Here is a 24,383-nt window from a genome sequence, read left to right on the forward strand (position 1 = left end):
CGGTCATGGACGGGCTTGGCCAGCAGCAGTGCGAGCTCGTCGCGGCCACGCTCACCGGGCACCTGCAGCACACCGTCGGCCCCAGCTTCGCCGTCCAGGGCCTCAAGGCCGCGCTCGCGTGTGTCGAACAGCGGCGTCCACGCACCGGGTGCGCGCGGCGAGCCCGCGATACGGAGAATCCGCGTCGTCCTTCGGCCAACGTCACCGGCAGGGACGGCAGCTTCTCGCCGGCGCTCTTCGCCACCTCTCGATAGGTCGGAGCGCCCGCTTCCCGGCGCAGCTTGCGCAACTCGAACGCGTACTGCTGCACCAACCCCACGACCGGGTCCACGGCCTCCTCCCGACGACCCACCCCGGTCCCCCCCGAACATCCGGATGACCAACTGCGGCCACGCTCCGAGTCCGGCATCTGGCGCGACAAGCACACTCCCGGCCATCGAACCCGTACGAGCCCGTGTGTACTGCCGCACCCGAAATTGTTCAGCGGCATCAAACCGGGGTGCTGAACAACGCACAGGCGGCTCAACTCGATGTCAGACACCCCGTCCACCTGCACCTTGTTGCGGGGCGTCGCTCAGCATCTGCACCTGCGGGCTCGGACGCCCGCGACTCGAGGGAGGGCATATGACCGCCATACGCAAGACCAGCGCCTACGCCATAGCAGCGGCCGCACTGATCACCACACTCAGTGCCACGAGTCAGGCCCACGCGCAGGAGACCACACCCTCGGCCGTGTCCACCTCAGATGTGGGCATCCAGGCCATCCAGTACATTCCCGGCAAGGACGTGACGGTCGGCTCCTGCAAGGGCTGGCTGAACAAGCGCACGACCGACGGATACGTGCAGGGGGTCGGCCAGTCCTGGGGACAGGAATGCGTCATGTGGCTCGAGCGTAAGCGTCTCGGCTCCGGCGGCTACAACTGGAAGGCCGTTTCCAACTCGTACTGGATCCTGAACACGCAGGCCAAGACCGGTTTCCACTGGAACGGCACCAATGCGGGCTCGCGTGTCTGCATCGCCAACTACAACACGGGGGTCAGCGCCTGTGGCGCCGGCGCTTGGTGACGTTCGACTGATCCACAGAGCAGGCACGCGGTAGACCGTAGGCCGCCACTGGACGGGGCCCGCAGCATCACAAGGCAAGAGGCCCGTACACGCTGTGCGTGTACGGGCCTCTGATCGAGCGCCGGGCAGGCCTTGCACCTGCATTTCCCCGCAGGAAGCGGGGCGTCTTTCCTTGGACCACCAACGCATCACCGGACACCGCGTGTTGTGGCGACCAGTTCAAGATCTACTGTATCGGACGGTGGCCCGGGGTGGCGACATCGGGTGAGCGCTGGGCGTGAAGGCGGAGGGGGCACGGCCTCGCAGACGAGCTCAAAGGCCTCGTCGCCCTCGAGTTCGAGCTGTCACCGAGGCCGCTGCCTCGTCCTGGCAGCGGTCACGGTCTGCACCCGGGCGCAGTTCCCCAGGCCCTGGCTGTGTGAGCCACTAGGTTGGTGTGCGTGGAGACGTGGGGGCGGAGGTATCGGTATGTGGGTCCGGCTGGTCTGAAGGCGCTCGTTCGGGCGGGTGGGGGTGATGGTCGGAGCATCCGCTCGGCGGCGGAGTTCGGCGAGTAGGTTTCGGCGATGCCCGAGGATGAGTTGGCCGAGCCGTTCACGTTCGTCGTCGATGGCGGCGGGGTGCTGCGGCTGGCTGCGCGCCGCAGCGAGCACGTGGTGTGTGCCGGTGGCGGCGAGGTGCTGAGCGCCGGTGAGATGAGCTTTTGTGAGGAGGCCGGGCGGTGGGTGGTCGAGGAGGTCAGTAACCAGTCGACCGGTTACTGCCCGGACGTCAGCTCATGGCCGGCCGTGGCCGCGGCCCTGGACCGGATCGGGATCCAGCGGCCGTCCGGGTTCACGCACGAAGTGGTCTTCCGCCGATGTTGCTCCTGCCGGGAGCTCAACATCGTGCGGGAGGAGGACTTCGTCTGCGTCTTCTGCGGTGAGGATCTGCCGCGGGAGTGGAACATCGGGGAGCCCGAGTGAGTCGGACAGCGAGGATCGCATCGCCTTGCGAGTGCGGCAGCATGGCGGTGCGGCGGGTGAACCAGTTCATTCTTCGCGATGAGTTGTGGTGGGACTCGGAGTTCTCTTGCGGGTCCTGCGGTGCCTACATGTGTGAGCATGCCGGTCCAGAGCCAGCGCCTGAGGATGTCCGGGAGGCTCTGCTCGCAGCGCACGAGCCCAGCAGACTGCGGTTGGTCGGTTCGGTTCCCAGCCTCCTTCCAGCTTTGAAGGTCCTTCGGGAGGTTTCAGAGGCCTCGCTGTCGCAGGCTCGCCAGCTGGTCAGGGAACTGAGCCACGAGGGCCTGGTGGGGACATTGCCGGAGATGGAGTTCCTGCAGGCCCGGCTGAAGCTGCGCGGGATACACGCCGACCTCGACCGGTAGCTGTCCCCCGGGGACCTGCCCGGTCGATGCTCAACTGGCCAGACGAAGCGAGTGCCGCCCTGCTCAACCGCCCTGGTGGGCGCCGCCACCGCAGCCGTCGCCGCGGGGATGGTGGCGGAGGACATCGCGGTGTGGTCCCGCTTGCCCGCTCCGCAGCCGGCGGAGCTCTCGGCAGCGGGCCAGGAGCGGGGCCGATGCCCTGGGGATGCCCTGGGCCAGCCGACACGGGCCCGGGCCGCTCTGGCCTCCGCCCCGCCGCTGCCCCATGGCGGGCGCGAGGTCGTGCTGCGGCCGGGACAGGTGACCCAGGCAGACACCACGCTGCTGCGAATTCTGGCCCGCGGCGACGACGGCCGGCCCACCGCCAAGGAGCTGACCACGCTCATCGATGTGGCCAACCACAGTGCGTGCGCGCTGATGATCACGCCCAGCCGTCCCCGGGACGCCGAGAGCGGGCAGGCGGGCCAGGCGACCCGGGCGATCGACTTGACCCTGCCATCGTCCAGCGAGACGGCATCGACGGCGACGTCACCGACCCCGAGGACGACGTGTTCCTCCGTCAGCTTTTCGGACGGCACCTCGAGTAGGAGCTCAAGCGGGGTGACGGCATCGCCCACACTGATCACGGACGCAGAAGCGCCCGGACTCGCCCTGGTGCGGCTCGACGGCGTGGGGGCCGGTTTCTCCTGAAACGGCTCTCAGCCACCGCACACAGGTGCTTGCTGCTCTGCGGCACTCGATCGCCGACCAGGTGGCAGCCACACGGAATGTGGCGCTCAGCTTCAGCGCGCTGGGGCGCGCCCTGCCGTGCCTGGCGGTGGCGCAGGCGGCGTTGATTGTCCTGGCGGTGCTACTGGGCGTTGTCCGGTATGGGGCATGGACAATTGATCAGCCTGGGCACGTGTTCCGCGCTGGATAATCGATCCAGGAAACGCCCCGCTCCCGGCCGAAGGACAGCAGCCCTCGTGAAGATGAAGCCTCTGCTCTGGGCCCTGCTTGCCGTCGCTGTCCCTGTGAACGTCTCCAGCAGCTTCCTCTTCGAGGGCATGCGGGAGACGCTGGTCAGCGTGGCCAGTGGCCTGCTGATGCTGGCGTCGGCCGGTGCGCTGTATCTCACCCGTGCGGGGCGCAGGCGACAGAAGAGTTAGACGAGTCGAAGTGGTCCGGCAGGCAAGCAGCCAGATGTGGCAGCGGCGCGTACCGGTGCCTGGGGGCCGTGTCTGTCCGGGAGCATGACGAGGAGGCGCGGGCGGTCAGGCTGTGGGGGCGGGGGGTGTCTGGTGGGGTGAGGGCTTTGGTGATGCCGGTGTTCAGGTCGGTGGTGTATCCGGCGTCGAATGCGGTCTCGAAGGAGTTTTTTCCGAGGAGGCGGCGGGCTTGGTGCTCGCATGCTGTGCGGGCAGCGACGAGTTCGGGTGAGCCCATCTGGGGGTGCCGAGGGTGTGCCAGACCTGTTCGCCGATGCCCAGGATGCGGGCGGCCTGTTCGGCGTGGTCACAGGCAACGTACGCACAAGCCAGTACGTCCAGGCTCATGGCCATGCCGACGCTGTCGTGCAGACGGCGTTTGCCGCCCAGGGCGGTGCGGAGGGTCGCCCTGGATTGCGGCTCCGGCTCGCGGAGGCAAGTGGTGAACGGCAGTGCGCGTCTCGCGGGACCGGGCCGCCTGTCATCTGCCGTCTGGAGAGAGCGGGGGTGGAGCCGCAGGGGGCTGGACCGGCTCGGGCCTGGCGGAATCTTCGGCGGGGCCGCGCCATGCCTTGATCAGCTGACTCAGTCGGCGGGCCGGCGTCTCGCTGGGGATGAACAGGACGACCGCGACCAGGACAAGGGTTCCTGCCGTGAGAGTTCCGGCCGTCCAGGCGGACAGGCCGCCACGGGCCGCGGCGAGGGCGAAAGCGGCCGCCGCACCCACCACGCTGCCGATGCGGGCAGCGGTGCTCACCATGGTCGTTCCCTAAAGGCTGTTCGGCGCAGTGTCCACGACAGCCTGAGGGTGCTGCGCAGGACTCGGAGAGTGAAGCGGGTACGGGTGCGGCGGGTGGGGAGGGTGGCGATTTCGGCGTGCCATTCCTCGCGCCACCGTGCGCGTGTCGGCGCGGGAAGCAGCAGGGTCAGCATGGACAGCGTGCGTGTGGTGACCGCGGTGGTGGATGTGGGCTGGAGGACGCCCGAGGAGAGGTCGTGCAGTTCCCGGCTCACGTCGGTCAGGCCTGCCGCGCGTGCCAACGGTGCGATGACATCGACGGTTTCACGGGCGACGCGGTAACGCCTGGTCGGGGCGACGAACTCTATGGTGCGCATGTTGTGCAGCCGGTCGGCGAGGCGAATGGCCAGCACGGCCTCCTCACGCGTGGGCTGGAGCCCCGCCGGCCTTGCTGTGCCGAAGTGGAGGGCGGCGAGTGGGATCGTGCTGAGCTTCGCGGTGCGGACGGCTGCGATCAGATCGGCGGTCTCCTGTCCGAAGTGCTCGGCCACGCGGTCCGGCGGGCAGGGACTGTCCTCAACGTCGTGCAGCAGAGCCGCGCAGATCACGGGGGCCGGCATGCCGATGTCGGCGACGATGCCGGCGACGGTGAGGCAGTGGGTGAGGAACGGGTCGCCGCTGCGGCGGGTTTGGCCCGCGTGCCAGACGGCGGCCTCATCGTGGGCGTGCTGGATGAGCGAGGTGTCGGCGTCCGGGTGGTGCTTACGGACGACGGCCAGGATGTCGTCCAGGGACGGGGCGGCGGAGCGGCGCTTGCTCGGTCGGGGCGCTGACCGGCGCCGGGCCCTCATGACACTCCCCCGTCCGCGATCGGGCGGGCGGCCCAGCCCGGCAGGGGCTGTTTGCGGGCGCGGTAGGCGCGGGCGAGGGCGTCCCGTGCGTGCTCGGCGCCGTCCTCGGTGATCCGGTAGAAGCGACGACGCGGGCGGCCGGCTTCCTCGTGTACGGCGGGGTCTTCCCAGGTGCTGTCCACCCAGCCGACTTGTTCCAGGCGGGCCAGGATCGGATAGATCGTGCCCGACGGCAGTCCCGCCAGCTCGCACAGCTCGAGGCCGTAGCGCTGTCTGGCGGGGTCTTCCAGCAAGGCCCGCAGCACCAGTTGGGTCTGCAGGGTCATGCGCAGACTACTCATACTCGTACTCTACATAGGCTATATATGGCCTGTCTAGGGTTTGGGGGCGCGGGGTGTCGGGTGTGTTGGCCCTGGTCGGTCCTCGTCGGCCCTCGGTTCACTGCCTACAGCGTCGCAGGGCCCATCGCGACGCGTCTGTTGTAGGCGTCCAGTCGTTGTTGTGCCGTGTCTGTGGCCTGTGCGAAGCGTTTTGCGGGGTCGGTGCCCTGTTCCAGTACGTCCGTCATCGCCTGGATCAGGTCGGTGTGGGTGGTGGCGAGTTCGCCGAGGAGGGCGCCGGTTGCGGCTGGGGTTCCGTTGGAGGCGTCGAGTTGTTTCGTGGCTTCAAGGTGGTGTGGCTTGTGGGTGAACCAGCCTTCTGTTTCCAGTAGGCGGTGTGCGCCGCGGGTGGTCGGCATGAAGCCGCTGGACTTGTGCCAGGCGGCGGCGCTTGCCGGGTTGAGCAGGTATTGGAGGAATGCCAGTGCGCCGTCCTCCACTTCCGGTGGGAGGCCGGAGGCCAGAAACAGGGAGTCGCCGCCCAGGATGTCGCCGGCGTACGGTACGGCGGCGTTGTGGGGCAGGCCGGCGGCGGCGACGTCGATGCCGGCCTGTGTTGCGGCCGAGACCACGGGCTGGGCCATGACGGAGGAGTTGCAGAGGAAGGCCACCTGGCCTTCGGTGAACGCCTTGAAGGTTCCCGCCCAGTCCTGGGCGGCACCGGTGTGCAGGTACAGGCCGTCTCTGTGCAGCCGCTGCCACCATGTGGTCCAGGCCAGGAGCTCGTCGGAGGCCAAATCCACTTTCTGGGCCCGGCCCGAGCGGCCGTTGGCGTGGTCGGCCAGCAGGCCGCCCTGCTGGCATACGGCGCCCTGGAAGAACCAGCCGTCGATGGCCCAGGTGATGGCGTGCGAGGGGCCGTTGCCGGCTTGTACGAGGGCTCTGCAAGCGGTCTCCAGGCTGTCCCAGTCCTGGGGTACCTCGGTGATTCCGGCTGCTCGCAGCATCGTCATGTTCGCGTACAGCAGGCCGGTGGAGACGCTGAAGGGCATCGAGACCAGTTCGCCGTCGTAGCTGTAATAGCGGCGGGCGCTGTCGACGAGGTCGTCGAGGACCACTGGCTCGCCGAGGATCTCCCGGCGTGCGTTGAGGGCTCGCTCTACCGGGGTGAACAGGGGGCCGCCGGTCGCGGCGCGGGCGTCGCGGGCGTGCTGGGTCTCGGTGAAGTAGACGTCGACGAGGGCCGGTACGCGGCCTTGGTCCAGGGTTTTGATGAAGTCCTCGCGGCCGGTCCGGGTCCAGTACCGGTAGGTCGAGATGCGGATCTCGTACTCGGGGTGTGCTGTGCCGAACTCCGCGGCGCGTCGGCGTACGGGGTCCAGGAAGCCTTCGAAGGGGTGGTCGGCGAGCAGCATGTCGACGACGGTGCGGTTGCCGGCTGCCACGTCTCAGCCCTCTCGCTTCGCGGTGAGGAACACGAACGTGCCCGAGCCGGACTCCTCGATGACGCTCAGACCGGCGGCGGCCAGCCAGGACCGGATCTCCTGCGGCTCGAAGAGCAGGTAGCCCTCGGGGCGGGCGGGGAAGATGTGTGAGCGCTGGAAGTAGCGGTACACCGGGTCGTCGGCCCAGCGGAAGGTCATCAGGGTCAGGATGCCGCCCGGTTTCAGGCAGCGGCCGATCTCGGCGAGTGCCTGGGCCGCGTCCGGCATCGCCTGGAGGGCGTTCCAGCAGTTGACGGCGGTCAGGCTGTTGTCGGCGACGGGCAGTTCAAGGGCGTTGGCCCGGACGGCGGTCACGTGGGGCAGCCGGCCGCGCAGCCAGTGGAGCATCGCGTCGTTGAGGTCCAGGGCGATGACGCGGTCGGCGCCCACGGCGTCGGTGACCACCCAGGTCCAGCGGCCGGCGCCGGCCGCGAGGTCCAGGACGGGGGCATCGGTGTGGGCGGCGGCCGCGCGCAGCCGGTCGGCTATGTAGGCGTCCTCGATGGCCGGCGTGATGTGGCCGTCCCAGTTCTGGCCCATGACGCGCAGGAAGGCGGGGCGCAGCCCGGTTTCGTAGTGTTGGCCGACGGTGCTCATGACGGCGGCGTTCTGGAGCACGTCGGCGTCGATGTCTTCGGTGGTGTCGCTGACGCCGGCGCCGGAGTGCTCCCGGCGGGACAGGTCGAGGATGCCGCCGAGGATGAGGGGGTAGCGGGTGGCGCAGCCCTGGCAGTGTGCGCCGTTGTGCTGGTAGGTGAGGGCGCTGTGGCAGGAGGGGCAGCGCAGTGTGGTGGCGTGGCGGGTGAAGGTGGTGGGGTCGGTGGTGACTGCCGGGTGGTGCGGGGCGGACCAGTACGGGTTCTGGTCGAGGACCGGGGTGGGCATGCGGTCGGCGGTCACTGACCACAGGGCTTTGGCGCCGGCCGTGGCCCACAGGGTGCGGGTGTCGTCGTCCCAGGTCGCGGTGATCTGTTGGGGTGTCAGGGTGCTGATCCAGGCGCGGTCGAAGTCCCGTTCCTGTTCGTCGATGTCCCAGTCGTGCGGGGAGGGCCAGGCTCGGCCCAGGTCGGGGTCGAGGTGGTTGAGCCGGGTCAGGCCGCGCTCCAGCCGGGTGCGGTCGTCGGGGTCCAGGGGTACGCCGCTGAACGCGCTGTGGACGCGGGCGCGGTCGTCGGGGAAGTGGGAGAGCAGATAGAGCAGTGCGAGGGTGAGTGGTGTGACGGTGGTGGTGCCGCGGACCTCGTCGAGGAGGGGGTCCAGGCCGTGTCGTACGGCGGTGGCGATGGGGCCGTCGAGCGCCGGGTATTCGGCTTCGACGAGGAGGCCGAGGGTGAGGGCGAGATAACCGCGGTGTGTGGCGGTGGTGTCGTTCCAGGCGGCCAGGAGGCCGGGGACGGCTTGTCGTGCCGAGGCGGGATCGTTCAGTGCGCCGTCGGTCCAGAGTGTGGCGACCAGGCGGTGGAACGCCTCGGCCAGCGCTTCGGAGTCTGCTTCGCGAAAGGCGGTCAGCGGTCCGGCGGCGGTGGCGGTGGCCGGCTCGGCGTTCGGGGGCATGGAGATCCTCTCCTTTGCGGGTGTGTGCCCACGATTGCCTGGCCGGTGGTGGCCGGCATCTTCGGGAGTGCCCAACCTCGGTGTTCCTGCGCATGCAGCGAGAAGGGCCGGCGGCGTGCCGTTGCTAGCGTCTGGGGCGATGGGGCCGTGCGGCGGCTTGGGTCCGCTTGTCCCGCCGGCGTGGTCCGCGCGGCCTGGCCGGCGGTGGCCTGAGCGCTGCGCCTGGGGGCTGTGCCTGCGCCGCTGCGTCTGGGGGCTGTGCCTGGGGCGTTGGCCCACCTTTGAACTCGGGAGCGAGCATGAGGACTGCGCTGCGGACTTGCCCACTGTGCGAGACGTCTTGCGGGTTACGGCTGACTTTGGACGACGCCGGTTCCGTACTGCGGGTCGAGGGTGACCGGGAGGACCCGTTCAGCAAGGGTTTCCTCTGCCCGAAGGGGGCGGCGCTGGGTCAACTCGACGAGGACCCGGACCGGTTGACGCGTCCGTTGGTCCGGGTCGATGGGCAGTTGCGGCCCGCCAGTTGGGAGGAGGCGTTCGCCGAGGTGCACCGTGGGCTCGGTGCGGCCATGGCGGCGCACGGCCGCGACGCCGTGGCGCTGTACTTCGGCAACCCGACGTTCCACACCATGGCCGGGTTCCTCTACCGGCAGCCGCTGACCCAGGTCCTGGGCAGCCGTAACGTGTACTCGGCCAGCACCGTGGACCAGATGCCCAAGCACGTCGCCAGCGGGCTGATGTTCGGGGATCCGATGGCCGTGGCCGTCCCGGATCTGGACCGCACCGACTACATGCTGATTCTCGGGGCGAACCCGGTGGAGTCCAACGGCTCGCTGTGTGTGGCGCCGGACTTCAAGGGCCGGCTGCGGGCTGTGCAGGGGCGCGGCGGCAAGGTCGTGGTCGTCGATCCGCGGCGCACCCGTACGGCCGAGCTCGCTGACGAGCACCTGTTCATCCGCCCGGGGACGGATGCGTATTTGTTGTTCGGCATCGTGCACACGCTGTTCGCCGAGGGGCTGGTCTCGGTGGACATGGAGGTCACCGGGCTGCCCGAACTCCGCTCGCTGGCGGGCGATTTCACGCCGGAGGCGGTGGAGCGGGCGTGCGGGGTGCCGGCGGCGACGACGGTGCGGCTGGCGCGGGAGGTGGCGGCGGCGCCGTCCGCGTGCGTCTACGCCCGGATCGGGACCTGCACCGCCGAGTTCGGTACGACGGCGCAGTGGCTGGTGGATGTCATCAATGTGCTGACGGGAAATCTGGACCGGCCCGGCGGTGTCATGTTCGCCAAGACCGCGGGGCTGGAGATCTTCCGCAGTGGGCAGCCGTTCGCCACCGGCGCGTGGCACAGCCGAGTGCGTGGCCTGCCGGAGGTTCTGGGTGAGTTTCCGGTGGCCACGATGGCCGATGAGATCGAGACGCCCGGAGAGGGACAGGTGCGGGCGCTGGTCACGGTGGGGGGCAATCCGGCGCTGTCCGCGCCGGGCGCGCCGCGCTTGGCGCGGGCTCTGGCGGGGCTGGACTTCATGGTCTGCGTCGATCCGTACCTGAATGAGACGACGCGGCACGCGAACGTGATCCTGCCGCCGCCGCGAATCTTGCAGAGCCCGCACTTCGACTTCCTGGTGCAGATCATCATGGTCCGCAATTACGCGCGTTACTCCCCGCCGGTGCTGCCGTTGGGCGACGGTCAGCGTTCGGAGGCCGCGATCTTGGCGCAGCTGTTGCTGATCCTGGGTGGTGAGGGTCCCGAGGTGGGCCCGGAGGCGGGTGAGGAGATGCTGCTGGGGCAGCTGCTCGCGGCCGCACCGGAGCTGCGTGAGGGGCTGGACGGCGCGGACGGGACCGAGCGGATGCTGGATGCGCTGCTGAAGCTGGGGTCCTACGGGCTGTCGCTGGAGGCGGTGCGGCAGGCTCCGCACGGTCTGGACCTGGGCCCGTTGCGGCCGCGGCTGGAGGAGATCTTGTGCACCGTGTCGGGGAAGGTGGATGTGGCGCCGGCGGCGTTGGCCGCCGATGTGCCGCGGCTGCTGGGGCGGTTGCGGGATCCGGCTCCTGAGATGGTGCTGATCGGGCGCCGGCACCTGCGGTCGAACAATAGTTGGATGCACAACGTGGCCTCGCTGGTCGGTGGCAGCAACCGGTGCACGCTGCACATCCATCCGCGGGACGTGGCCCGCTTCGGGCTGGGCAAGCGGGCGCGGGTGCGGTCCGCGGCCGGGGAGGTCGAGGTGCTGGTGGAGGCCACCGACACGGTCATGCCGGGGGTGGTGAGCCTGCCGCACGGCTGGGGTCACGAGGACAGCGGGCAGACGGTGGCGCGTCAGAACGCGGGTGTCAACGCCAATGCGCTGACCGATGAGCTGGTGGTGGACCCGGTGTCGGGGAACGCGGTGTTCAACGGGGTGCCGGTGGAAGTGCTGCCGGTGTGAGGGTGAGAGCCTGTGTCATGACACAGGCTCTGAACGCCGAGCGGCGCCGTGCGTGATGCACGGCGCCGCGAGTCGTGAGTGAGCGGGGTCAGTCCTGGTCGGTTTCGGCCGGAATGATGTTGACGTTCAGGTGGAAGATGTTGCAGGGGTCGTACTTGCGCTTGACCACCGCCAGCTTTCGGTACACCTGCTGCGGGTACACCGCGTCGACGTCCGCCGGGAGGATGTCGCTCAGGAAGCCGCTGTAGGCGCCGGACATCGAGGGGGCCAGCGCGGACCAGAACGCTTCGTAGGCGGGCAGCAGCGGCTCGTTGCCCTCGGGCGTGCCGAGCAGGACGCCCATGACCATCGCCTGGGTGGAGCGGTGGGGGAAGGCGGTCGCATCCTGCGGGACCCGGCTCAGGGCGCCGCCGATGCTGCGGATCTCGACGTACAGGTTCTCGAGGTTGGCCTGTTCGGTGAGGATCGTGGTGGCGAGGTCCTCTGTGAGGGCCGGGGTGAGGCGGTTGCGGACCCGTGGGCGCCAGCCGGGGGGAAGGTCGCTCGCGGGCTGGAGGGCGTCGCCGTAGGGCATCAGGCGTACCTGGTCGTCCACGACGGTGCCGAGTTTGCGGATGGGGTCGATGGCTGCCTTGGCGGCCGCTTCGTCGCCGCCGGCGTAGCAGACCACGATGGCCAGGGGCGGGGTGGCCTCGCCGAAGGTGGGCCAGCACATGGCGGTGGCGGTGAGCTCCTCGGGGGCGGATTCCATGTGGGCCGCCCAGCCGCGCAGGACGGCTTCGGTCTCCTCGGGTGCGAAGGAGATCTGGCCGAAGAAGACCTGTGGGACCGGCTGTGCCACCACGGTGAAGGAGGTCACCACGCCGAAGTTGCCGCCGCCGCCGCGGATCGCCCAGAACAGGTCCGGGTTCTTCTTGGCGCTGGCGGTGCGGGTGCGGCCGTCGGCGGTGACGACTTCCGCGGCCACGAGGCTGTCCTGGGCCAGGCCGTACTGGCGGGCCAGCCAGCCGATGCCGCCGCCGACCAGCAGGCCGCCGACGCCCACGCTGGTGGTGTCGCCGGAGGTGAAGGCCCAGCCGTGCGGCGCCAGCGCGTCGGCGACCTGCTCCCACTGCGCGCCGGCGCCGAGGCGGACCAGGCGCTTGGACTCGTCGATCACCTCGACGGAGTCCAGGAGTGCCAGGTTCAGGACCATGCCGCCGACGTTGGTGCTGAAGCCGGCGTTGCTGTGTCCGCCGCTGCGGGTGGAGATCTCCAGATCGTGTTCGACCGCGAAAGCTATGCCGCGGGCCACGTCGTCGTTGTCGCGGACTCGGATGATCACGGCCGGGTGCCCGGTGTGGACGATCAGATCGGTGAGTTCGTCGTATCCCTCGTCGCCCGGCACGTACACCTCGCCGGTGATTTCGGCCCGCAGGCAGGCGATGTCCGCGGGGTCCAAGTCGCTGTTCATGTTGGTCTCTTTCTTCTTTGGTCGAGCAGCACCCGTCGGCGCGCTCCTCTTCCTACACCTGTCAGTCGGCGCCGAGACGTGGATCAGGACATGCCTCGGCGCGCGGTGCGCCGGCGGCGGAGACGGCCGCCGCCAGCCGGGCTCGACCGGCGTGTCAGCCCTCTTCGGGCACGAAGAACGGGCGGACCTCGACGGCGGACCACTGGGCGTCGGGGATCATGGCGGCGAGTTCGATCGCACGCTCCTTGTCGGCGACGTCGACGATGTAGTAGCCGCAGAAGTACTGCTCGGCTTCGACGAGCGGGCCCTGGGAGGTGGCTGTCTTGCCGTCGCGTACCCGGACCACGGTGGTCTGGGCCGGCTCGCCCAGGGCCTCCGCGGCGACGAACTCGCCGGCTTCCTTGAGGACGTCCATCAGCTTGCCGTGGGCGGCGCCCACGGCGGCCTGCTCCTCCTGGGTCTGTGCCTCGGTGACCTTCGGGTCCAGGTTGATCAGCAGCATGTACTTCATGGTCGGGCTCCTTGTGATCGGCGTCCGGTGCGGACGCTTCTGCCTATAGGTCGGAGCCGTCTTGGGGAAGAGGACATCGTGGGGAGAGCTTTTTGCCGGGGGCGCCGGGTTTTCCGGCGTGCCGGGGTGTGCCGTGGTGTCAGGGCCGGTTGATCAGGTTTTTCAGGTCCGGGAAGGACTCCAGGTCGGGGACCGTCCAGCCGTTCAGGTCGTACTCGGACATGCACTGTTCGGCGAGCTCCTCGTAGCCGGCCAGTTGGCCGGAGGCCAGCTGGCTGGTGTAGAGCTCGACCCGGGTGTTCTCGTGGTTGCCCGAGTAGTTGCGTTCGTACAGTTCGTGCCGGCTGCCGAACTCGCTGCCGATCGCGTCCCACAGCAGCTTCATGAGCTTGACCCGTTCCACGGCCGTGGTCCCGCCCGAGCCGCGGACGTACTTGTCCAGGTAGGGCCGGGTCTGCGGGTTGTGGAAGTCCTCGGCGCTGGAGGGGACGTAGATCAGTCCGCTGGCCACGTCCTGCAAAATGATCTCCCGGATGCGCGGGTATCCGATCTGCATGAACCACCGGTAGGCCATTCCGTAGTCCGCGTTGGGCAGGACCGCTCCGTCCTTCCACGGCAGCGGGTTGCGGGCGGCCGCGTCGGACAGTCCCCAGAAGAGGTTGCGCCAGGCCAGTACCTCTCCCAGGCGGCTCTGCACGCCGCGGAAGTCGCGTACGCCGGTGACCTGAAGTGCTTTGGAGAGCAGGCCGGCGAGGAACTCCAGCTTCACCGCGAGGCGGATGCAGCCGTGGAAGGTGAACCGCTCGGGGAAGCCCGAGCGGGCGGTGAACATCTGCACCTTGCCCAGGTCTCCGTAGATGAAGACGTTCTCCCAGGGGATGAGCACCTTGTCCATCACGAGGATGGTGTCGTTCTCGTCCAGCCGTGAGGAGAGCGGGTAGTCGAAGGGGCTGCCGGCCACGGCCGCGGTCGCGGTGTAGGAGGGCCGGCAGATCAGTTTCACGCCGGGGGCGTCCATCGGCACGGTGGCCACCAGGGCGAACTGGCGTTTGCGGATCGGCAGGCCGTAGTGGGCGATGAAGTTGTAGTGGGCCAGTGCCGAGCCGGTGGCGACCACCTTGGCGCCGCTGACGACGAGTCCCGCGTCGGTCTCGGTCTCGACGTGCACGAAGACGTCGGCGACCTCGTCCGGCGGCCGGTCGCGGTCCACCGGCGGATGCACGATGGCGTGGTTCCAGAACAGGACTTTCTCCTGCGACTCGCGGTACCAGCGCCGGGCGTTGTCGGCGTAGGGCCCGTAGAAGTCGGCGTTGGCGCCGAGGGTGCCGAGGAAGGACGCCTTGTAGTCGGGGCTGCGGCCCATCCAGCCGTAGCTCATCCGGGCCCAGGCCGCGATCGCGCCCTGTGCGGCGACCAGGTCATCGGCGCTGCGCGGCGTGGTGAAGAAGCGGTGGGTGTATCCGTCGCCGCCGCCGTCGACCGGGCAGGTCAGGACGGAGCGGTGGCGGTCGTCGTGCAGGGCGTCGTAGAGCCGGGCGGTCATGCGCACCGGGTTGTGGAACGCCGGGTGGGTCGTGATGTCCTTGACGCGTTCGCCGTACACGTAGACCGCGCGGGCGTCGCGGAGGCTTTCCACGTACTCCTGGCCGGTCATGGGCCGAGTGGCCATGGTTGTCCTGCCCTCCTGTCGGTCCGCCGGGCCCGGGGCCGGCGGACGGCGGTGTCACAGCAGTTCCACGCCGCGGTCCTCGACGGCGGTGATGAACTCCCCTCGGGTCAGGGCGGCGGCGACCGTCTCGATGTCGTCGGCCATGTAGCGGTCCTGGTGCAGTGGCGGCACCAGGGAGCGCACCGCGTCGTAGGCGGCGCGGCCGGCCGGTCCCAGGCCCTCGTAGCGTCCGGAGACGTCCACCGCCGAGGCCGCGGCCAGGTACTGCACGGCCAGGATGTGCTGGTTGTTGGTCAGGACCCGGCGGGCGTTGCGGGCCGCGATCAGCCCCATGCTGACGATGTCCTGGTTGTCGCCGTTGGAGGGCACGCTCTGGGTGCTGGCGGGGCCGATCGTGCGGTTCTCGGCGACCAGGGCGGTGGCCGGGTACTGTGCTCCGGCGTACCCGCTGCTCAGGCCCGGGTCGCCGGCCACCAGGAATTCCGGCAGGCCGTAGCTGAGGTGCCGGTTCAGGACCCGGTTGAGCTGCCGTTCGGCGAGCACGCCGAGCTGGGTCAGGGCGATCGTGGTGAAGTCCATGACGAAGGCCACGGGCTGGCCGTGGAAGTTCGCGCCGTGGAAGACCTCGTGGTCCTCGAAGAACAGGGGGTTGTCGTTCGCGGAGTTGAGCTCGGTGTGTACCCGGGCGGTGGCGTGGGTGAGGGTGTCCCGGACGCTGCCGAGGACCTGTGGCATCGCGCGCAGCGAGTAGGCCTTCTGGAGGTAGATCTCGGTCCGGGTGACGTCCTTGTCCTCCTTGGCGGCGGCGACCTGCCGGCGCAGGTCGGCGTGTTCCATGGTGAGTTCGCTGCCGCGCAGCAGGGCCCGCATGTTCGCGGCGGTGTCGATCTGGCCGGGGTGCGGGCGGGCGATGTCGTGGCCCTCGGGCTGGAAGGGTGCCATCGATCCGCGCATCGTCTCCACGAGCAGTGCCGAGACGATCTCGGCGTGCCGTACCTGCTCCAGCGACCGGTCGATGATCAGCGCGCCCAGTCCGGTCATCGCCGAGGTGCCGTTGATCAGTGCCAGGCCTTCCTTGAACTTCAGTTCCAGCGGTGTGATGCCGAGCGAGCGCAGCACCGGTGCTGTGGGCCGCGGGCCGTCCGGGCCCAGGAAGTAGCCTTCGCCGATGAGGGTGGCGGCGACGTGTGCCAGCGGTGCCAGGTCTCCGCTGGCGCCCAGCGAGCCGATCTCCGGGATCGCGGGGATCAGGTCGTTGTTGAGGTACAGGGCCAGTCGCTCCAGGATTTCCGGCCGGACCGCCGAGTAGCCTTTTGCCAGGGCGTTCAGGCGTGCGGTGACGATGGCACGTGCCTGGTCGTGGGGGAAGAGGGGGCCGACGCCGGCGCTGTGGCTGCGGACGAGGTTGGTCTGGAGTTCGGTTTCCCGCGAGGGGTCGACGAGCATGTAGATCATTTCGCCGTAGCCGGTGGTGACGCCGTAGACCGGGGTTCCGGCACGGACCACGTCCTCGAACACGGCGCGGCTCTTGCCGGCTTTGGCCAGTGTCTGGGGTGTCAGCGTCACCTGGGCCCGCTGTTCGGCCACGCGCCGGACGGCGGGGATGTCGAGTGTTTCACCGTCCAGGACGGCGGGGGTGCTGACGGGGGTGGTGGGCACGGGGTGCTCCTTCATCGGGTTCGGTCGATCAGAGCCGCCAGGGCTGCCAGGCTCTGGTGGGCGTAGAACTGGGGGACGCTCACGCGGGCCGCGAAGCGCCGGTGCACTTGGTGCAGCAGTTGCGGGACCAGCAGGGAGGTGCCGCCCGCGGAGAAGAAGCTCTGGTCGACATGGTCCGGCGGTGCGCCGAGCAGGCTGCTCCAGAGCGCGGCGAGGTCGGCCTCGGTGCCGGCTGCGGGGCGCCGGGCCGCCGCGTCGCGTTCGGCGGCGGTGACGGTGCGGGCCAGTTGGGCGCGGTCGACCTTGCCGGTGACGGTGCGCGGGAGACGGTCCAGGGTGCGGTACAGGGCCGGGAGCAGCGCGTGGCCGAAGCGTCGGCGCAGGTGGGTGCGCCACTGGTTGGGTGAGCCCGGTGGCCGGCCGTCGGAGGGCTGGTGGGGGACGACGCAGATCACCAGGCGGGCGGGCAGGCCGTCGCGGTCGGTGGTGGCGAGGACGGCGCAGTCGGCGACGGTGGGGTGCGCGGTCAGGGCTGCTTCGACGTCGGTGAGTTCCAGTCGGCTGCCGTAGAGCTTGATCTGGCTGTCCTTGCGGCCGCGGTATTCGAGGGTGCCGTCGGGGCGGCGGCGGGCGAGGTCGCCGGTGCGGTAGCAGGGTGCGTCGGTGGCCGGGTGGCGGGTGAAGGCGGTGTGGCCGGGGTCGGCGAGGTAGCCGTCGGCGACGTAGGGCCCGGTGATGACCAGTTCGCCGGTGACACCTGCGGGGCAGAGGCGGTCTGACGGGTCGACGATGAGGACGCCGCGGCCGGGGATGGGGCGTCCTATGGGGACCGGGGCGGCGGCCGGTGTGACCGGTGTAGCGGCCGGTGGGGCGGTGGGGTGTGCTGTCCGCCGGCGTACCGGGTGCCAGGTCGCGGCGACGGTCTCGGTCGGGCCGTAGAGGTTGGTGATGCGGACCAGTGGCAGCGCGGCCAGCAGCCCTTCGGCGAGTTCGCCGGGCAGTGCTTCGCCCATCAGCAGCAGGGTCTTGAGTGTGCCCAGTCGTTCGGCGCAGCGGCGTTGGGTGAGGACGCGGAGCAGTTCGCGGGCGAAGCTCGGTACGGTCTGGAGTACGCCGATGCGTTCGGCGGCCAGCCAGTCCAGGAGCCGTTCGGGGTGGGCGCGGATCTTCTCGGGCGTCGGGCACAGCGTGGCGCCCGAGGTGAGCGTGGCGAAGGTCTCGGCCAGGGCGGGGTCGTGCTCGGCGGCCACCCATTGCGCGACGCGTACGCCGGGTCCGATCTCGAACTCGGTGGCCATCCACGTGGTGAACTGCGCGAGGGTGGCGTGCGTGTGGGCGATGCCTTTCGGGACGCCGGTGGTGCCGGAGGTGAAGGCGACGTAGGCGCGGTCGCTCAGGCCCGGGGGCGGTGCGGGAAGGGCGGGTGGGCGCGGCGCCGGGTCCAGCTCCTCCAGCGTGAGGATCCGGCCGCCGATGGTGGTGCGGTACCAGTCGAGGAGTTCGTCGGGGGCGGCGGCTTCTGTGGGTGCGGTGGTCCGGGGGGCCACCACCATCGCCACTGGTTTCAGTCCTTCGAGGACGGTCCGGCCGCGGTCTCCGTTGTCGGCGGTGCCGAACCAGCACAGGTGCGCGCCGGCCGCCAGTACCGCGAGCAGTGCGACGTACTGGCGTGCCCCCACCGGCAGCCGTACCACCACCGGGTCACCGGGCCGCACCCCGGCGGCCCGCAGCTCCTGGGCGGCCCGTAGCGCGGTGGCGTACAGCGTGCGGTAGGTCAGTGTGCCGTCGTGGGCGTCGACGGCCACCGCGTCCGGGTCCTGCGCGGCGCGCCTGCTGATCGCCGCCACGACCGTGTGTCCGGGTGCCCTGTCCTCGGCCCGCCGGTCGGCCTCGCCGGCGGCGCGGGCCGCTCTGCCGGGACTGTCGAGTGTCAGCTCACCGACAGTGGTCTCCGGGGCCCGGACGGCGTGCCGCAGCAGGGTACGGAACTGCCGCAGGATCATCCGGGCCGTCTCCGGCTCGAACTGGTCCGCGTCGTACAGCAGGGTGATGGCCGGTCCGCCGCCGCTGTCGTCGACGCGCAGCAGCAGGTCGGCCGGTGCCGGGCCGGCGTGTTCGGGGCAGGGTTCGACGACCGCGCCGGGGATGGTCAGCACCGGTTTTGGCCGCCCCCGGTAGTCGAACACGACATCGGCCAGCGGTACCCGCCGCGCGTCGCGGACGACCGGCAGGGCGCCGAGCACGCGTGCCAGCGGGACGGTGCGCCGTGCCATGGCCTCGGCGGCCAGCGCGGTGCCGCGTTCCAGGAGGTCGGTGAAGGTGTGGTCCGCCGCGATGTCGGCCGGCAGGATCAGGGTGTTCGTCGCCGGGTCCGTCCCGCCCTGACAGACCGGTATCGCGACGGCGACCCGGTCGCCTCCGGTGTAGCGGTGCAGGAGGATCTGGAGCGCGGTGAGCATCACGACGGGCGGGCTGCTGCGGCTGGTTTCGGCGAAGCGTGCGACGGCGCGGCCGAGTTGCGGGTCGGCCGGGGCGCTGACCGCGCCCCACCGTCCCGAGGCCCGGGGTGGGCGGGGGTGGTCCGCGGGCAGCGGAAGTTCGCTCGGCAGCGGGGTCAGCGCGTCGACCCACCAGGCCAGTGCCTGCGCGGGGTCGGCTTCGGCGGCGGCCGCCCCGGCGTGGAGGGTGTCTGTCAGGAGGGCTTGGCCCGCGCACAGTTGGGAGAGTTCTTCGACCAGGGTGTCCAGGAAGTCCTCGTCGGCGAACGCGGCGGGGACCGCCAGGCGCACCCGGTACTGCCGGGGGCCGCGGCGTGTGACCGTCAGCTGGGCCCCGGTCGGCGCGCCCACCGGATCGAGCTCGCCGCCGCCCGGGGCGCGGTGGGGGCCGGCCGGGCCGCCGGCCGCCTCGCGCAGCCGAAATCCCCGCGCCGGGGGGCGCGTCCAGATCTTGCGCACCGGTACGCCGTCCCGCAGGACCAGCGTCGAGCGCAGTTGTTCGTGCCGGTCCGTGAGCGATCGCCACGCCTTGGCCAGTGCCGCCACGTCCAGGTCACCGATCACCCGGTAGGTCCGGCATCGGGGGGCCGGCTCCTGGCCGAGCGCGTGCAACAGCCACAGCCCTTGCTGCACCTCGGTCGCCGGTACGTGCCGGTACGCGGGGTCGGTCATGGACAGCCTCCATCAGTCGCTCGGCACGGTGCTCGGGGGCAGGGGGGTGGGACGGACCGCGCACGACGCCACGTCGGGACGCTGGTTCACAGCGGGCGGCTTCCTGACTACACAATGGCCAGCGCGCCTGGCAGCGGCATCTCCTGGAGTGCGGCTGTGGTCGCCATCCGCCCGCACCGGCCCACACACCGGCCTGTGCTGACCGGCTGTCAGCACTCACGTCGTGTCCCGCCGGGCCGGCGGTGGCGGTTCAGAGGTGGACGGGCAGCGCGCGCCGGCCGTTCATGATGAAGGTGCCCTGGCCGGCCAGTTCCTCCGGCTCCACCGCGAGCCGCAGCCGGGGAAAGCGCGTGAACAGCTCCTCCACCGCGATGCGCACCTCCATCCGGGTCAGCGCCGGGCCGACGCACCGGTGGACGCCGTGGCCGAACGCCAGGTGCCGCTTGTCCGCGTGCCGGGCGTCGAACTCCTGCGCGGCGTCGCCGTGCAGCTGCGGGTCGCGGCCGGTCGCGGCGTATCCGACCACCACCGGGTCGCCTCGCGAGATGGTCACGCCGGCGATCGTGACGTCCTGCGTCGCGAACCGGAACGGCAGGTGCGCCACCGGTGCGTCGGTGCGCAGCGTCTCCTCCACCACGTCGTCCCAGCCCACCTCACCGCCCGCCGCCAGGGCGCGCTGGCCGGGCCGGGTCAGCAGTGCCAGTGCGGTGTTCGTGATGAGGTTCCTGGCGGGTTCGGCGCCGGTGTTGAGCATCAGCTGCGCCAGGCCCACCAGTTCGGCATCGGATCCGTCCGCCGCCGCGGACGCCGGGCACCGGCTCGGTCCGGCCGCGATCAGGTCGCTGATCAGGTCCTCCCCCGGTTCCCGGCGCTTCTGTGCGACCAGGGTCTCGATCTTGCTGCGCAGCGCGGCGAACTCGGCGGCCGCCTTGCGCGGGTTCGGCTCGACGTATCCGGCGCGGTCCAGGATGCCGTCGGGGTCGCCGTCGGGTACGCCGAGCAGTTCGCCGATCACCCGTGAGGCCACCGGGTGCGCGTACCGCGTCTTGAGGTCGACCGGCTCGTCCGGCCGCTCGTCCGCGTGGCCGGCGAGCTCGTCCAGTGCCCGCGTCACGATCCGCTCGACCCGCGGTCGCAGCATGGCGATCCGGCGCGGGCTGAACGCGCCGGCCACCAGGCGGCGTTGGCGGGCGTGCGGTTCACCGTCCGCGGTGGACATGTTGTCCATCCGGGCCCAGGCGATCAGCGGGAAGTCCGGGCCGAGGGTGCCCTCGGCGTACGCCGGCCAGTGCCGCCGGGCGTTCTTGGCGAACCGCTCGTCCGCCAGGACCTGCCGGGCGGCGTGGTAGCCGGTGACCGACCAGGCCTCGACCCCGCCGGGCAGCAGCACCCGGGTGACCGGCCCGCGGGCCCGGAGCCGGGCCGCCTCGCCGTGGATGTCGGTCCCGGCCGGGTCGATGACGAAGAGCGGATCGTCGTCCACGTCTGCCTCCTGTGCTGACGGAGTGAGTTCCGGTCGCTTCCAGGGTGTGCAGTGGGCGCCGTCGCGGGCGTCTTCCACGGTGCGGACTCGGTTCTCGCACAGGTGCGGGGCCCGTCTTGCGCAGGTGCGGGTCCCGTCTTGCGCAGGTGCGGGTCCCGGGCGGACGGTCAGCGTCCGCTCATTGCCCCGGCCGGCTGCTGCCGCGCCCGAATCCCTCCCGAGCTGCGGGTTGTTGATCTCGTACAGTGGCCTTTCGTAAGGTGAGTAACGTGATCCAGCCGGTCACTTCCACCGAACTTCACATATTCGTTCGGGTCGTCGTCGTGAGGCCCAAGGAGGCTGAGGGCTGACATGAAGTACCTGCTCATGATCTACGGCAACGAGGAGAAGTGGGCTTCGATCCCGGCCGAGGTGCTGGACAAGGAGATCGCGGAGCAGGACGCCTGGAACTCCCGCTACCGGGCCTCCGGGGAGCTGCTCGCGGCCTACGGCCTCGGCGACAGCAGCGAGGCTTCACTGGTACGGAACAAGGACGGCGCCCCCTTCTCCACCGACGGGCCCTATCTGGAGGCCAAGGAATTCGTCGGCAGCCTCTACATCCTGGAGGTGGAGTCGGCCGAGCGGGCCCGCGAGATCGCGGCGGACATGCCCTGGGCGCGCGAGAGCCCGGTCGAGATGTGGCCCATCCTGCACGACGGATTCGCGCCGAAGCCCGACGCCGGCGCCTGAACCGGGTGTGACCGCCGCCTTGGCCGCCGGCCGGGCGGCGGGGCCGCCCGATCCCCTCCCCCGGCCGCTCGCACCGCCCCGCGCCCCGGCGCACTGCCCAAAGCCGGGTGCCCGCGGCGACCGCGCAACCAGGAAGATGCCCGCCCCTGCCGCCCCTGCGACCTTGGGGCAGGGCTTGGTGACCTGGTCCCGGCGCGAGAGGGGAAGCCATGGAGAGCGCGACAACCACCGGCCGGACGCCGGAGGCGGGCGAGATCGCCGAGATGTTCGACGAGTCGTCCGACATGTCGAACGTGTTCAACGACGGCCAAGTGCACCTGGCCTACTGGTACGACGACCAGGACGAGGCCCCGCTCATCGAGGCGGCACAGCGGCTGACCCGCAAGGTGGCCGATTCACTGCGGCTGCGCGAGGGCGCTCACGTCCTCGACGTCGGCTGCGGCCTGGGGGCCCCGGCCATCCAGCTCGCCACCGAGTACGGGGTGCGGGTCACCGGCGTCAACATCAGCACCCGCCAGGTGGCCGAGGCACGGGCCCGCGTCCGGGCGGCCGGGCTGGCCGGCCAGGTCACCTTCCGCGTCGGCGACTACAGCTCGCTGGACTTCCCCGACGGCAGCTTCGACGCGGTGGTGGCGATGGAGTCCCTCGTCTACGTCGATGACCTCGGGCACACGCTCGCCGGTCTGCACCGGGTGATGCGCCCCGGCGGCCTGCTGGCCCTGACCGAGCCGACCCGGGAAGGGCTCGGCGCCCAGGCCGCCGGCCGGTTCGCCGCCGACTTCGGGGCCAAGCGGATGCTGTCGGTGGCCGAGTGGCTGGACACCCTGCGCAAGGCCGGGTTCGAGCCCGCGGAGTACCTTCAGTGCGGGCCGCGGGTGTTCGGGATGGGACCCAAGTACCTGCATGCCGTGGACACGCGCCACGACGAGCTGGCAGGCCGGTTCGGCGAGGACGCCGTCCGCACCCTCCGCCAGACGCTGGAGAACTTCTTCGCACCGGGGGCGGACCAGATCGGCTACGCGGTCATCACCGTCCAAAAGCCCCGGAACTGACCCGCCAGGACGCGGCCCCGGGCCGGACCGCCGGCCGTGGGCGGGCGCAAGCACGAAGATGCGCGGCCCTCGCAGCGGTGATGAGAATCGGACGCGGCCACGCAGCAGTGCGCTGCCCCATCCGTTGGGCCCGACCGTGCCGGCCGACGACGACCCGCTGTTCTCCACCGCCCAGCCCACCGCCCAGGAGATCTTCCGCGGCGCGCACCACCCCGGCCTGCCCACCCGTTCATGACGGGCCTGCGCGGTGCCCGGCCACCGCGCAGGCGGCGACGACCAGGGCGTGGCCGCTCCGCCATTTCTGAGGAGAGAGCTCATATGACCACGACTTCGGAATCCCCGCAGACCACTGCGGCGCTCTCACTACAGCAGCAGTTTCTCCGCATGTTCGCCCAAGGCTTCAAGACCGGGCCGTTCGGGCCGCACTACACCGAGGCCTTCGCGTGGCGGGTGCACGGCCGCGTCGACGTGCGGGCCCTGCGCCTGGCCTTGGCCGACGTGGTCGAGCGGCACGAGGCACTGCGCACCGTGGTGCGGCTGGAGGACGGGGGCGCGCAGAGCGTGCTGCCCGCCGTACCGCCGGAGCTCAAGCTGGTCGACCTGGACGAGCCGCCGGGCGCGGAGAGGGACCGGCGCGCCGAACAGCTCATGATCGAGGCGGAGATCCGGTCGTTCCCCGCCGACCAGGTCCCGCTGCTGCGGGCCGTCCTCGGCCGCTTCGACGAGCAGGACTCCGTCCTGGTGCTGTGCGCCCACCACAGTGCCGCCGACGTCTGGTCGATCCAGGTGGTCCTGCGGGACCTGGCACAGTGCTACACCGCGCGCGCGGCCGGGAACGAGCCGCAACTCGCCGAGGTGGCCCAGTACCGGGACTACGTCGCCGCGCAGCAGGAGGAGGCCGACGGGCCGGTGGTGGCCGCTTCCCGGGCGTACTGGCGTGAAACGCTGCGCGACGCCAGGATTCTGGTCGCGCCGGTACACCCCACCGGGCAGTCCCCCGCGACGAGTTACCACCGGTTCACCACCGACGCGCAGCTGAGCGCGGAGGTGATCCAGCTGGCCAAGGCGACGCGCAGCTCGCCGTTCATGGTGCTGCTCGCCGCGTTCACCGTCTTCGTGCACCGGCGTACCGGGGCGAGTGACCTCGTGGTGCCCACCTTCACACCGGGCCGTGAGCGCCGCTTCCAGTCCACGGTCGGATCGTTCTTCAACTTCTGCCCGCTGCGGGTGAATCTGGCCGGCTGCCGCACCTTCCGCGAGGTCATCGCCCGCACCAGGGCGGCCTGCATCGGCGCCTTCTCGCACGAACTGCCGCTGCTGCACGTCCTGGCCGAGGCACCCGAGCTGATGTCCTCGGCCGGCCCCGACGCGGTGCCCACCCTCTTCCAGGCCGTCCAGCCGCCCTACCTGATGCAGGGCGAGCAGATCGGCGACCTCACGTACACGGCGATCTGGCGGCGGGTCATCCCGCAGCCGCTCGGCTCCGACACTCCGGACGGCATGATCTGGTCGATGCACCTGAGCGAGAGCGAAGTGGTCGGCGGGCTCAGCTTCAGCCGGCACCTCTTCGAGCAGGCCGAGGTCCACGAGCAGGCGGCGGGGTTCCTCAAGGTGATCGGCGACATGGTCGCCGGCCCGGACTCGGCGATCTGAGGGCCG

At 70.6% G+C, this 24,383-nt stretch carries 20 protein-coding genes and 1 pseudogene; 9 read left to right on the forward strand and 12 right to left on the reverse strand.

All coding sequences use genetic code 11. From position 1 onward, the window contains the following. The first annotated feature begins 5 nt into the window (after positions 1–5). The 5 genes and pseudogenes from ACZ4Z4_RS25895 (at position 6) to ACZ4Z4_RS25915 (ending at position 3,582) form a co-directional block, all read left to right on the forward strand. Positions 6–254 carry a hypothetical protein gene (locus tag ACZ4Z4_RS25895; protein WP_468331856.1) on the forward strand — a complete coding sequence of 83 codons (249 nt, stop codon included), beginning with the start codon at positions 6–8 and terminating at the stop codon, positions 252–254. A gap of 370 nt (positions 255–624) precedes the next feature. Then, positions 625–1,065, forward strand: coding sequence for a hypothetical protein (locus ACZ4Z4_RS25900; protein WP_468331859.1), 441 nt, complete (start codon positions 625–627; stop codon positions 1,063–1,065). 485 nt (positions 1,066–1,550) lie between these two features. After that, positions 1,551–2,030 (forward strand): annotated as a pseudogene (locus ACZ4Z4_RS25905) (hypothetical protein). A gap of 479 nt (positions 2,031–2,509) precedes the next feature. Then, positions 2,510–3,124 carry a hypothetical protein gene (locus tag ACZ4Z4_RS25910; protein WP_468331862.1) on the forward strand — a complete coding sequence of 205 codons (615 nt, stop codon included), beginning with the start codon at positions 2,510–2,512 and terminating at the stop codon, positions 3,122–3,124. A 275-nt stretch (positions 3,125–3,399) separates the two neighbouring features. Continuing rightward, positions 3,400–3,582: a hypothetical protein gene (locus tag ACZ4Z4_RS25915; RefSeq protein ID WP_468332561.1), complete on the forward strand. Its 183-nt coding sequence runs from the start codon at positions 3,400–3,402 to the stop codon at positions 3,580–3,582. Positions 3,583–3,744: 162 nt separating this feature from the next. On the opposite strand, the gene ACZ4Z4_RS25920 is transcribed toward ACZ4Z4_RS25915, so the two are convergent. From ACZ4Z4_RS25920 to ACZ4Z4_RS25945, 6 genes are all read right to left on the reverse strand, one after another. Continuing rightward, positions 3,745–3,975, reverse strand: a complete 231-nt coding sequence (locus ACZ4Z4_RS25920) for a hypothetical protein (RefSeq protein ID WP_468331865.1) — start codon at positions 3,973–3,975, stop codon at positions 3,745–3,747. 127 nt (positions 3,976–4,102) lie between these two features. Next, positions 4,103–4,381 carry a hypothetical protein gene (locus tag ACZ4Z4_RS25925; RefSeq protein WP_468331868.1) on the reverse strand — a complete coding sequence of 93 codons (279 nt, stop codon included), beginning with the start codon at positions 4,379–4,381 and terminating at the stop codon, positions 4,103–4,105. Further along, positions 4,375–5,211, reverse strand: a complete 837-nt coding sequence (locus tag ACZ4Z4_RS25930) for an HD domain-containing protein (RefSeq protein WP_468331871.1) — start codon at positions 5,209–5,211, stop codon at positions 4,375–4,377. The genes ACZ4Z4_RS25925 and ACZ4Z4_RS25930 overlap by 7 nt, the downstream gene beginning before the upstream one ends. Next, the gene (locus tag ACZ4Z4_RS25935; RefSeq protein WP_468331874.1) at positions 5,208–5,537 is read right to left on the reverse strand and encodes a PadR family transcriptional regulator; all 330 of its coding nucleotides are present in this window, start codon (positions 5,535–5,537) and stop codon (positions 5,208–5,210) included. Before ACZ4Z4_RS25935 ends, ACZ4Z4_RS25930 begins: the two co-directional genes overlap by 4 nt. Before the next feature lie 119 nt (positions 5,538–5,656). Continuing rightward, complete coding sequence (locus tag ACZ4Z4_RS25940) at positions 5,657–6,976, reverse strand: extracellular solute-binding protein (RefSeq protein ID WP_468331877.1); 1,320 nt, start codon at positions 6,974–6,976, stop codon at positions 5,657–5,659. Between the two features lie 3 nt (positions 6,977–6,979). Next, positions 6,980–8,569, reverse strand: coding sequence for a methyltransferase domain-containing protein (locus ACZ4Z4_RS25945; RefSeq protein ID WP_468331880.1), 1,590 nt, complete (start codon positions 8,567–8,569; stop codon positions 6,980–6,982). Between the two features lie 299 nt (positions 8,570–8,868). On the opposite strand from ACZ4Z4_RS25945, the gene ACZ4Z4_RS25950 reads away from it, so the two are divergent. Continuing rightward, the gene (locus tag ACZ4Z4_RS25950; RefSeq protein WP_468331883.1) at positions 8,869–10,998 is read left to right on the forward strand and encodes a molybdopterin oxidoreductase family protein; all 2,130 of its coding nucleotides are present in this window, start codon (positions 8,869–8,871) and stop codon (positions 10,996–10,998) included. An 88-nt stretch (positions 10,999–11,086) separates the two neighbouring features. Here ACZ4Z4_RS25950 and ACZ4Z4_RS25955 read toward each other — a convergent pair whose 3' ends face one another. The 6 genes from ACZ4Z4_RS25955 to ACZ4Z4_RS25980 all read right to left on the reverse strand — a co-directional run bounded on the left by ACZ4Z4_RS25955 (position 11,087) and on the right by ACZ4Z4_RS25980 (position 20,943). Beyond that, positions 11,087–12,451, reverse strand: coding sequence for an FAD-binding oxidoreductase (locus tag ACZ4Z4_RS25955; protein WP_468331886.1), 1,365 nt, complete (start codon positions 12,449–12,451; stop codon positions 11,087–11,089). Between the two features lie 154 nt (positions 12,452–12,605). Further along, the gene (locus tag ACZ4Z4_RS25960; RefSeq protein ID WP_468331889.1) at positions 12,606–12,962 is read right to left on the reverse strand and encodes a YciI family protein; all 357 of its coding nucleotides are present in this window, start codon (positions 12,960–12,962) and stop codon (positions 12,606–12,608) included. 139 nt (positions 12,963–13,101) lie between these two features. After that, positions 13,102–14,631, reverse strand: coding sequence for a 4-hydroxyphenylacetate 3-hydroxylase family protein (locus ACZ4Z4_RS25965; RefSeq protein ID WP_468331892.1), 1,530 nt, complete (start codon positions 14,629–14,631; stop codon positions 13,102–13,104). A 54-nt stretch (positions 14,632–14,685) separates the two neighbouring features. After that, positions 14,686–16,305: a tyrosine 2,3-aminomutase gene (gene cmdF / locus ACZ4Z4_RS25970; protein WP_468331895.1), complete on the reverse strand. Its 1,620-nt coding sequence runs from the start codon at positions 16,303–16,305 to the stop codon at positions 14,686–14,688. Next, on the reverse strand, positions 16,302–19,460 hold the full coding sequence (locus ACZ4Z4_RS25975) for an AMP-binding protein (protein WP_468331898.1): 3,159 nt from the start codon (positions 19,458–19,460) through the stop codon (positions 16,302–16,304). Before ACZ4Z4_RS25975 ends, cmdF begins: the two co-directional genes overlap by 4 nt. A 250-nt stretch (positions 19,461–19,710) precedes the next feature. Continuing rightward, on the reverse strand, positions 19,711–20,943 hold the full coding sequence (locus ACZ4Z4_RS25980) for a cytochrome P450 family protein (RefSeq protein WP_468331901.1): 1,233 nt from the start codon (positions 20,941–20,943) through the stop codon (positions 19,711–19,713). A gap of 351 nt (positions 20,944–21,294) precedes the next feature. Between ACZ4Z4_RS25980 and ACZ4Z4_RS25985 the strand changes: the two genes are divergently transcribed. From ACZ4Z4_RS25985 to ACZ4Z4_RS25995, 3 genes are all read left to right on the forward strand, one after another. After that, entirely contained in the window at positions 21,295–21,672 is a 378-nt protein-coding gene (locus tag ACZ4Z4_RS25985) for a YciI family protein (RefSeq protein ID WP_468331904.1), read from the forward strand. A gap of 209 nt (positions 21,673–21,881) precedes the next feature. Further along, positions 21,882–22,724, forward strand: a complete 843-nt coding sequence (locus tag ACZ4Z4_RS25990) for a class I SAM-dependent methyltransferase (protein WP_468331907.1) — start codon at positions 21,882–21,884, stop codon at positions 22,722–22,724. 318 nt (positions 22,725–23,042) lie between these two features. Then, positions 23,043–24,377, forward strand: a complete 1,335-nt coding sequence (locus ACZ4Z4_RS25995; RefSeq protein ID WP_468331910.1) for a condensation domain-containing protein — start codon at positions 23,043–23,045, stop codon at positions 24,375–24,377. The last annotated feature ends 6 nt before the right edge of the window (positions 24,378–24,383 follow it).

Source organism: Streptomyces sp. NPDC030245 (assembly GCF_055572995.1).

Bases quoted from the DNA above. Each gene is read 5' to 3' on its own strand.
- ACZ4Z4_RS25895 (WP_468331856.1), top strand. From the start codon at position 6: ATGGACGGGCTTGGCCAGCAGCAGTGCGAGCTCGTCGCGGCCACGCTC.
- ACZ4Z4_RS25900 (WP_468331859.1), top strand. From the start codon at position 625: ATGACCGCCATACGCAAGACCAGCGCCTACGCCATAGCAGCGGCCGCA.
- ACZ4Z4_RS25920 (WP_468331865.1), bottom strand. From the start codon at position 3,975: ATGGCCATGAGCCTGGACGTACTGGCTTGTGCGTACGTTGCCTGTGAC.
- ACZ4Z4_RS25925 (WP_468331868.1), bottom strand. From the start codon at position 4,381: ATGGTGAGCACCGCTGCCCGCATCGGCAGCGTGGTGGGTGCGGCGGCC.
- ACZ4Z4_RS25930 (WP_468331871.1), bottom strand. From the start codon at position 5,211: ATGAGGGCCCGGCGCCGGTCAGCGCCCCGACCGAGCAAGCGCCGCTCC.
- ACZ4Z4_RS25935 (WP_468331874.1), bottom strand. From the start codon at position 5,537: ATGACCCTGCAGACCCAACTGGTGCTGCGGGCCTTGCTGGAAGACCCC.
- ACZ4Z4_RS25945 (WP_468331880.1), bottom strand. From the start codon at position 8,569: ATGCCCCCGAACGCCGAGCCGGCCACCGCCACCGCCGCCGGACCGCTG.
- ACZ4Z4_RS25950 (WP_468331883.1), top strand. From the start codon at position 8,869: ATGAGGACTGCGCTGCGGACTTGCCCACTGTGCGAGACGTCTTGCGGG.
- ACZ4Z4_RS25955 (WP_468331886.1), bottom strand. From the start codon at position 12,451: ATGAACAGCGACTTGGACCCCGCGGACATCGCCTGCCTGCGGGCCGAA.
- ACZ4Z4_RS25960 (WP_468331889.1), bottom strand. From the start codon at position 12,962: ATGAAGTACATGCTGCTGATCAACCTGGACCCGAAGGTCACCGAGGCA.
- ACZ4Z4_RS25965 (WP_468331892.1), bottom strand. From the start codon at position 14,631: ATGGCCACTCGGCCCATGACCGGCCAGGAGTACGTGGAAAGCCTCCGC.
- cmdF (WP_468331895.1), bottom strand. From the start codon at position 16,305: ATGAAGGAGCACCCCGTGCCCACCACCCCCGTCAGCACCCCCGCCGTC.
- ACZ4Z4_RS25975 (WP_468331898.1), bottom strand. From the start codon at position 19,460: ATGACCGACCCCGCGTACCGGCACGTACCGGCGACCGAGGTGCAGCAA.
- ACZ4Z4_RS25985 (WP_468331904.1), top strand. From the start codon at position 21,295: ATGAAGTACCTGCTCATGATCTACGGCAACGAGGAGAAGTGGGCTTCG.
- ACZ4Z4_RS25990 (WP_468331907.1), top strand. From the start codon at position 21,882: ATGGAGAGCGCGACAACCACCGGCCGGACGCCGGAGGCGGGCGAGATC.
- ACZ4Z4_RS25995 (WP_468331910.1), top strand. From the start codon at position 23,043: ATGACCACGACTTCGGAATCCCCGCAGACCACTGCGGCGCTCTCACTA.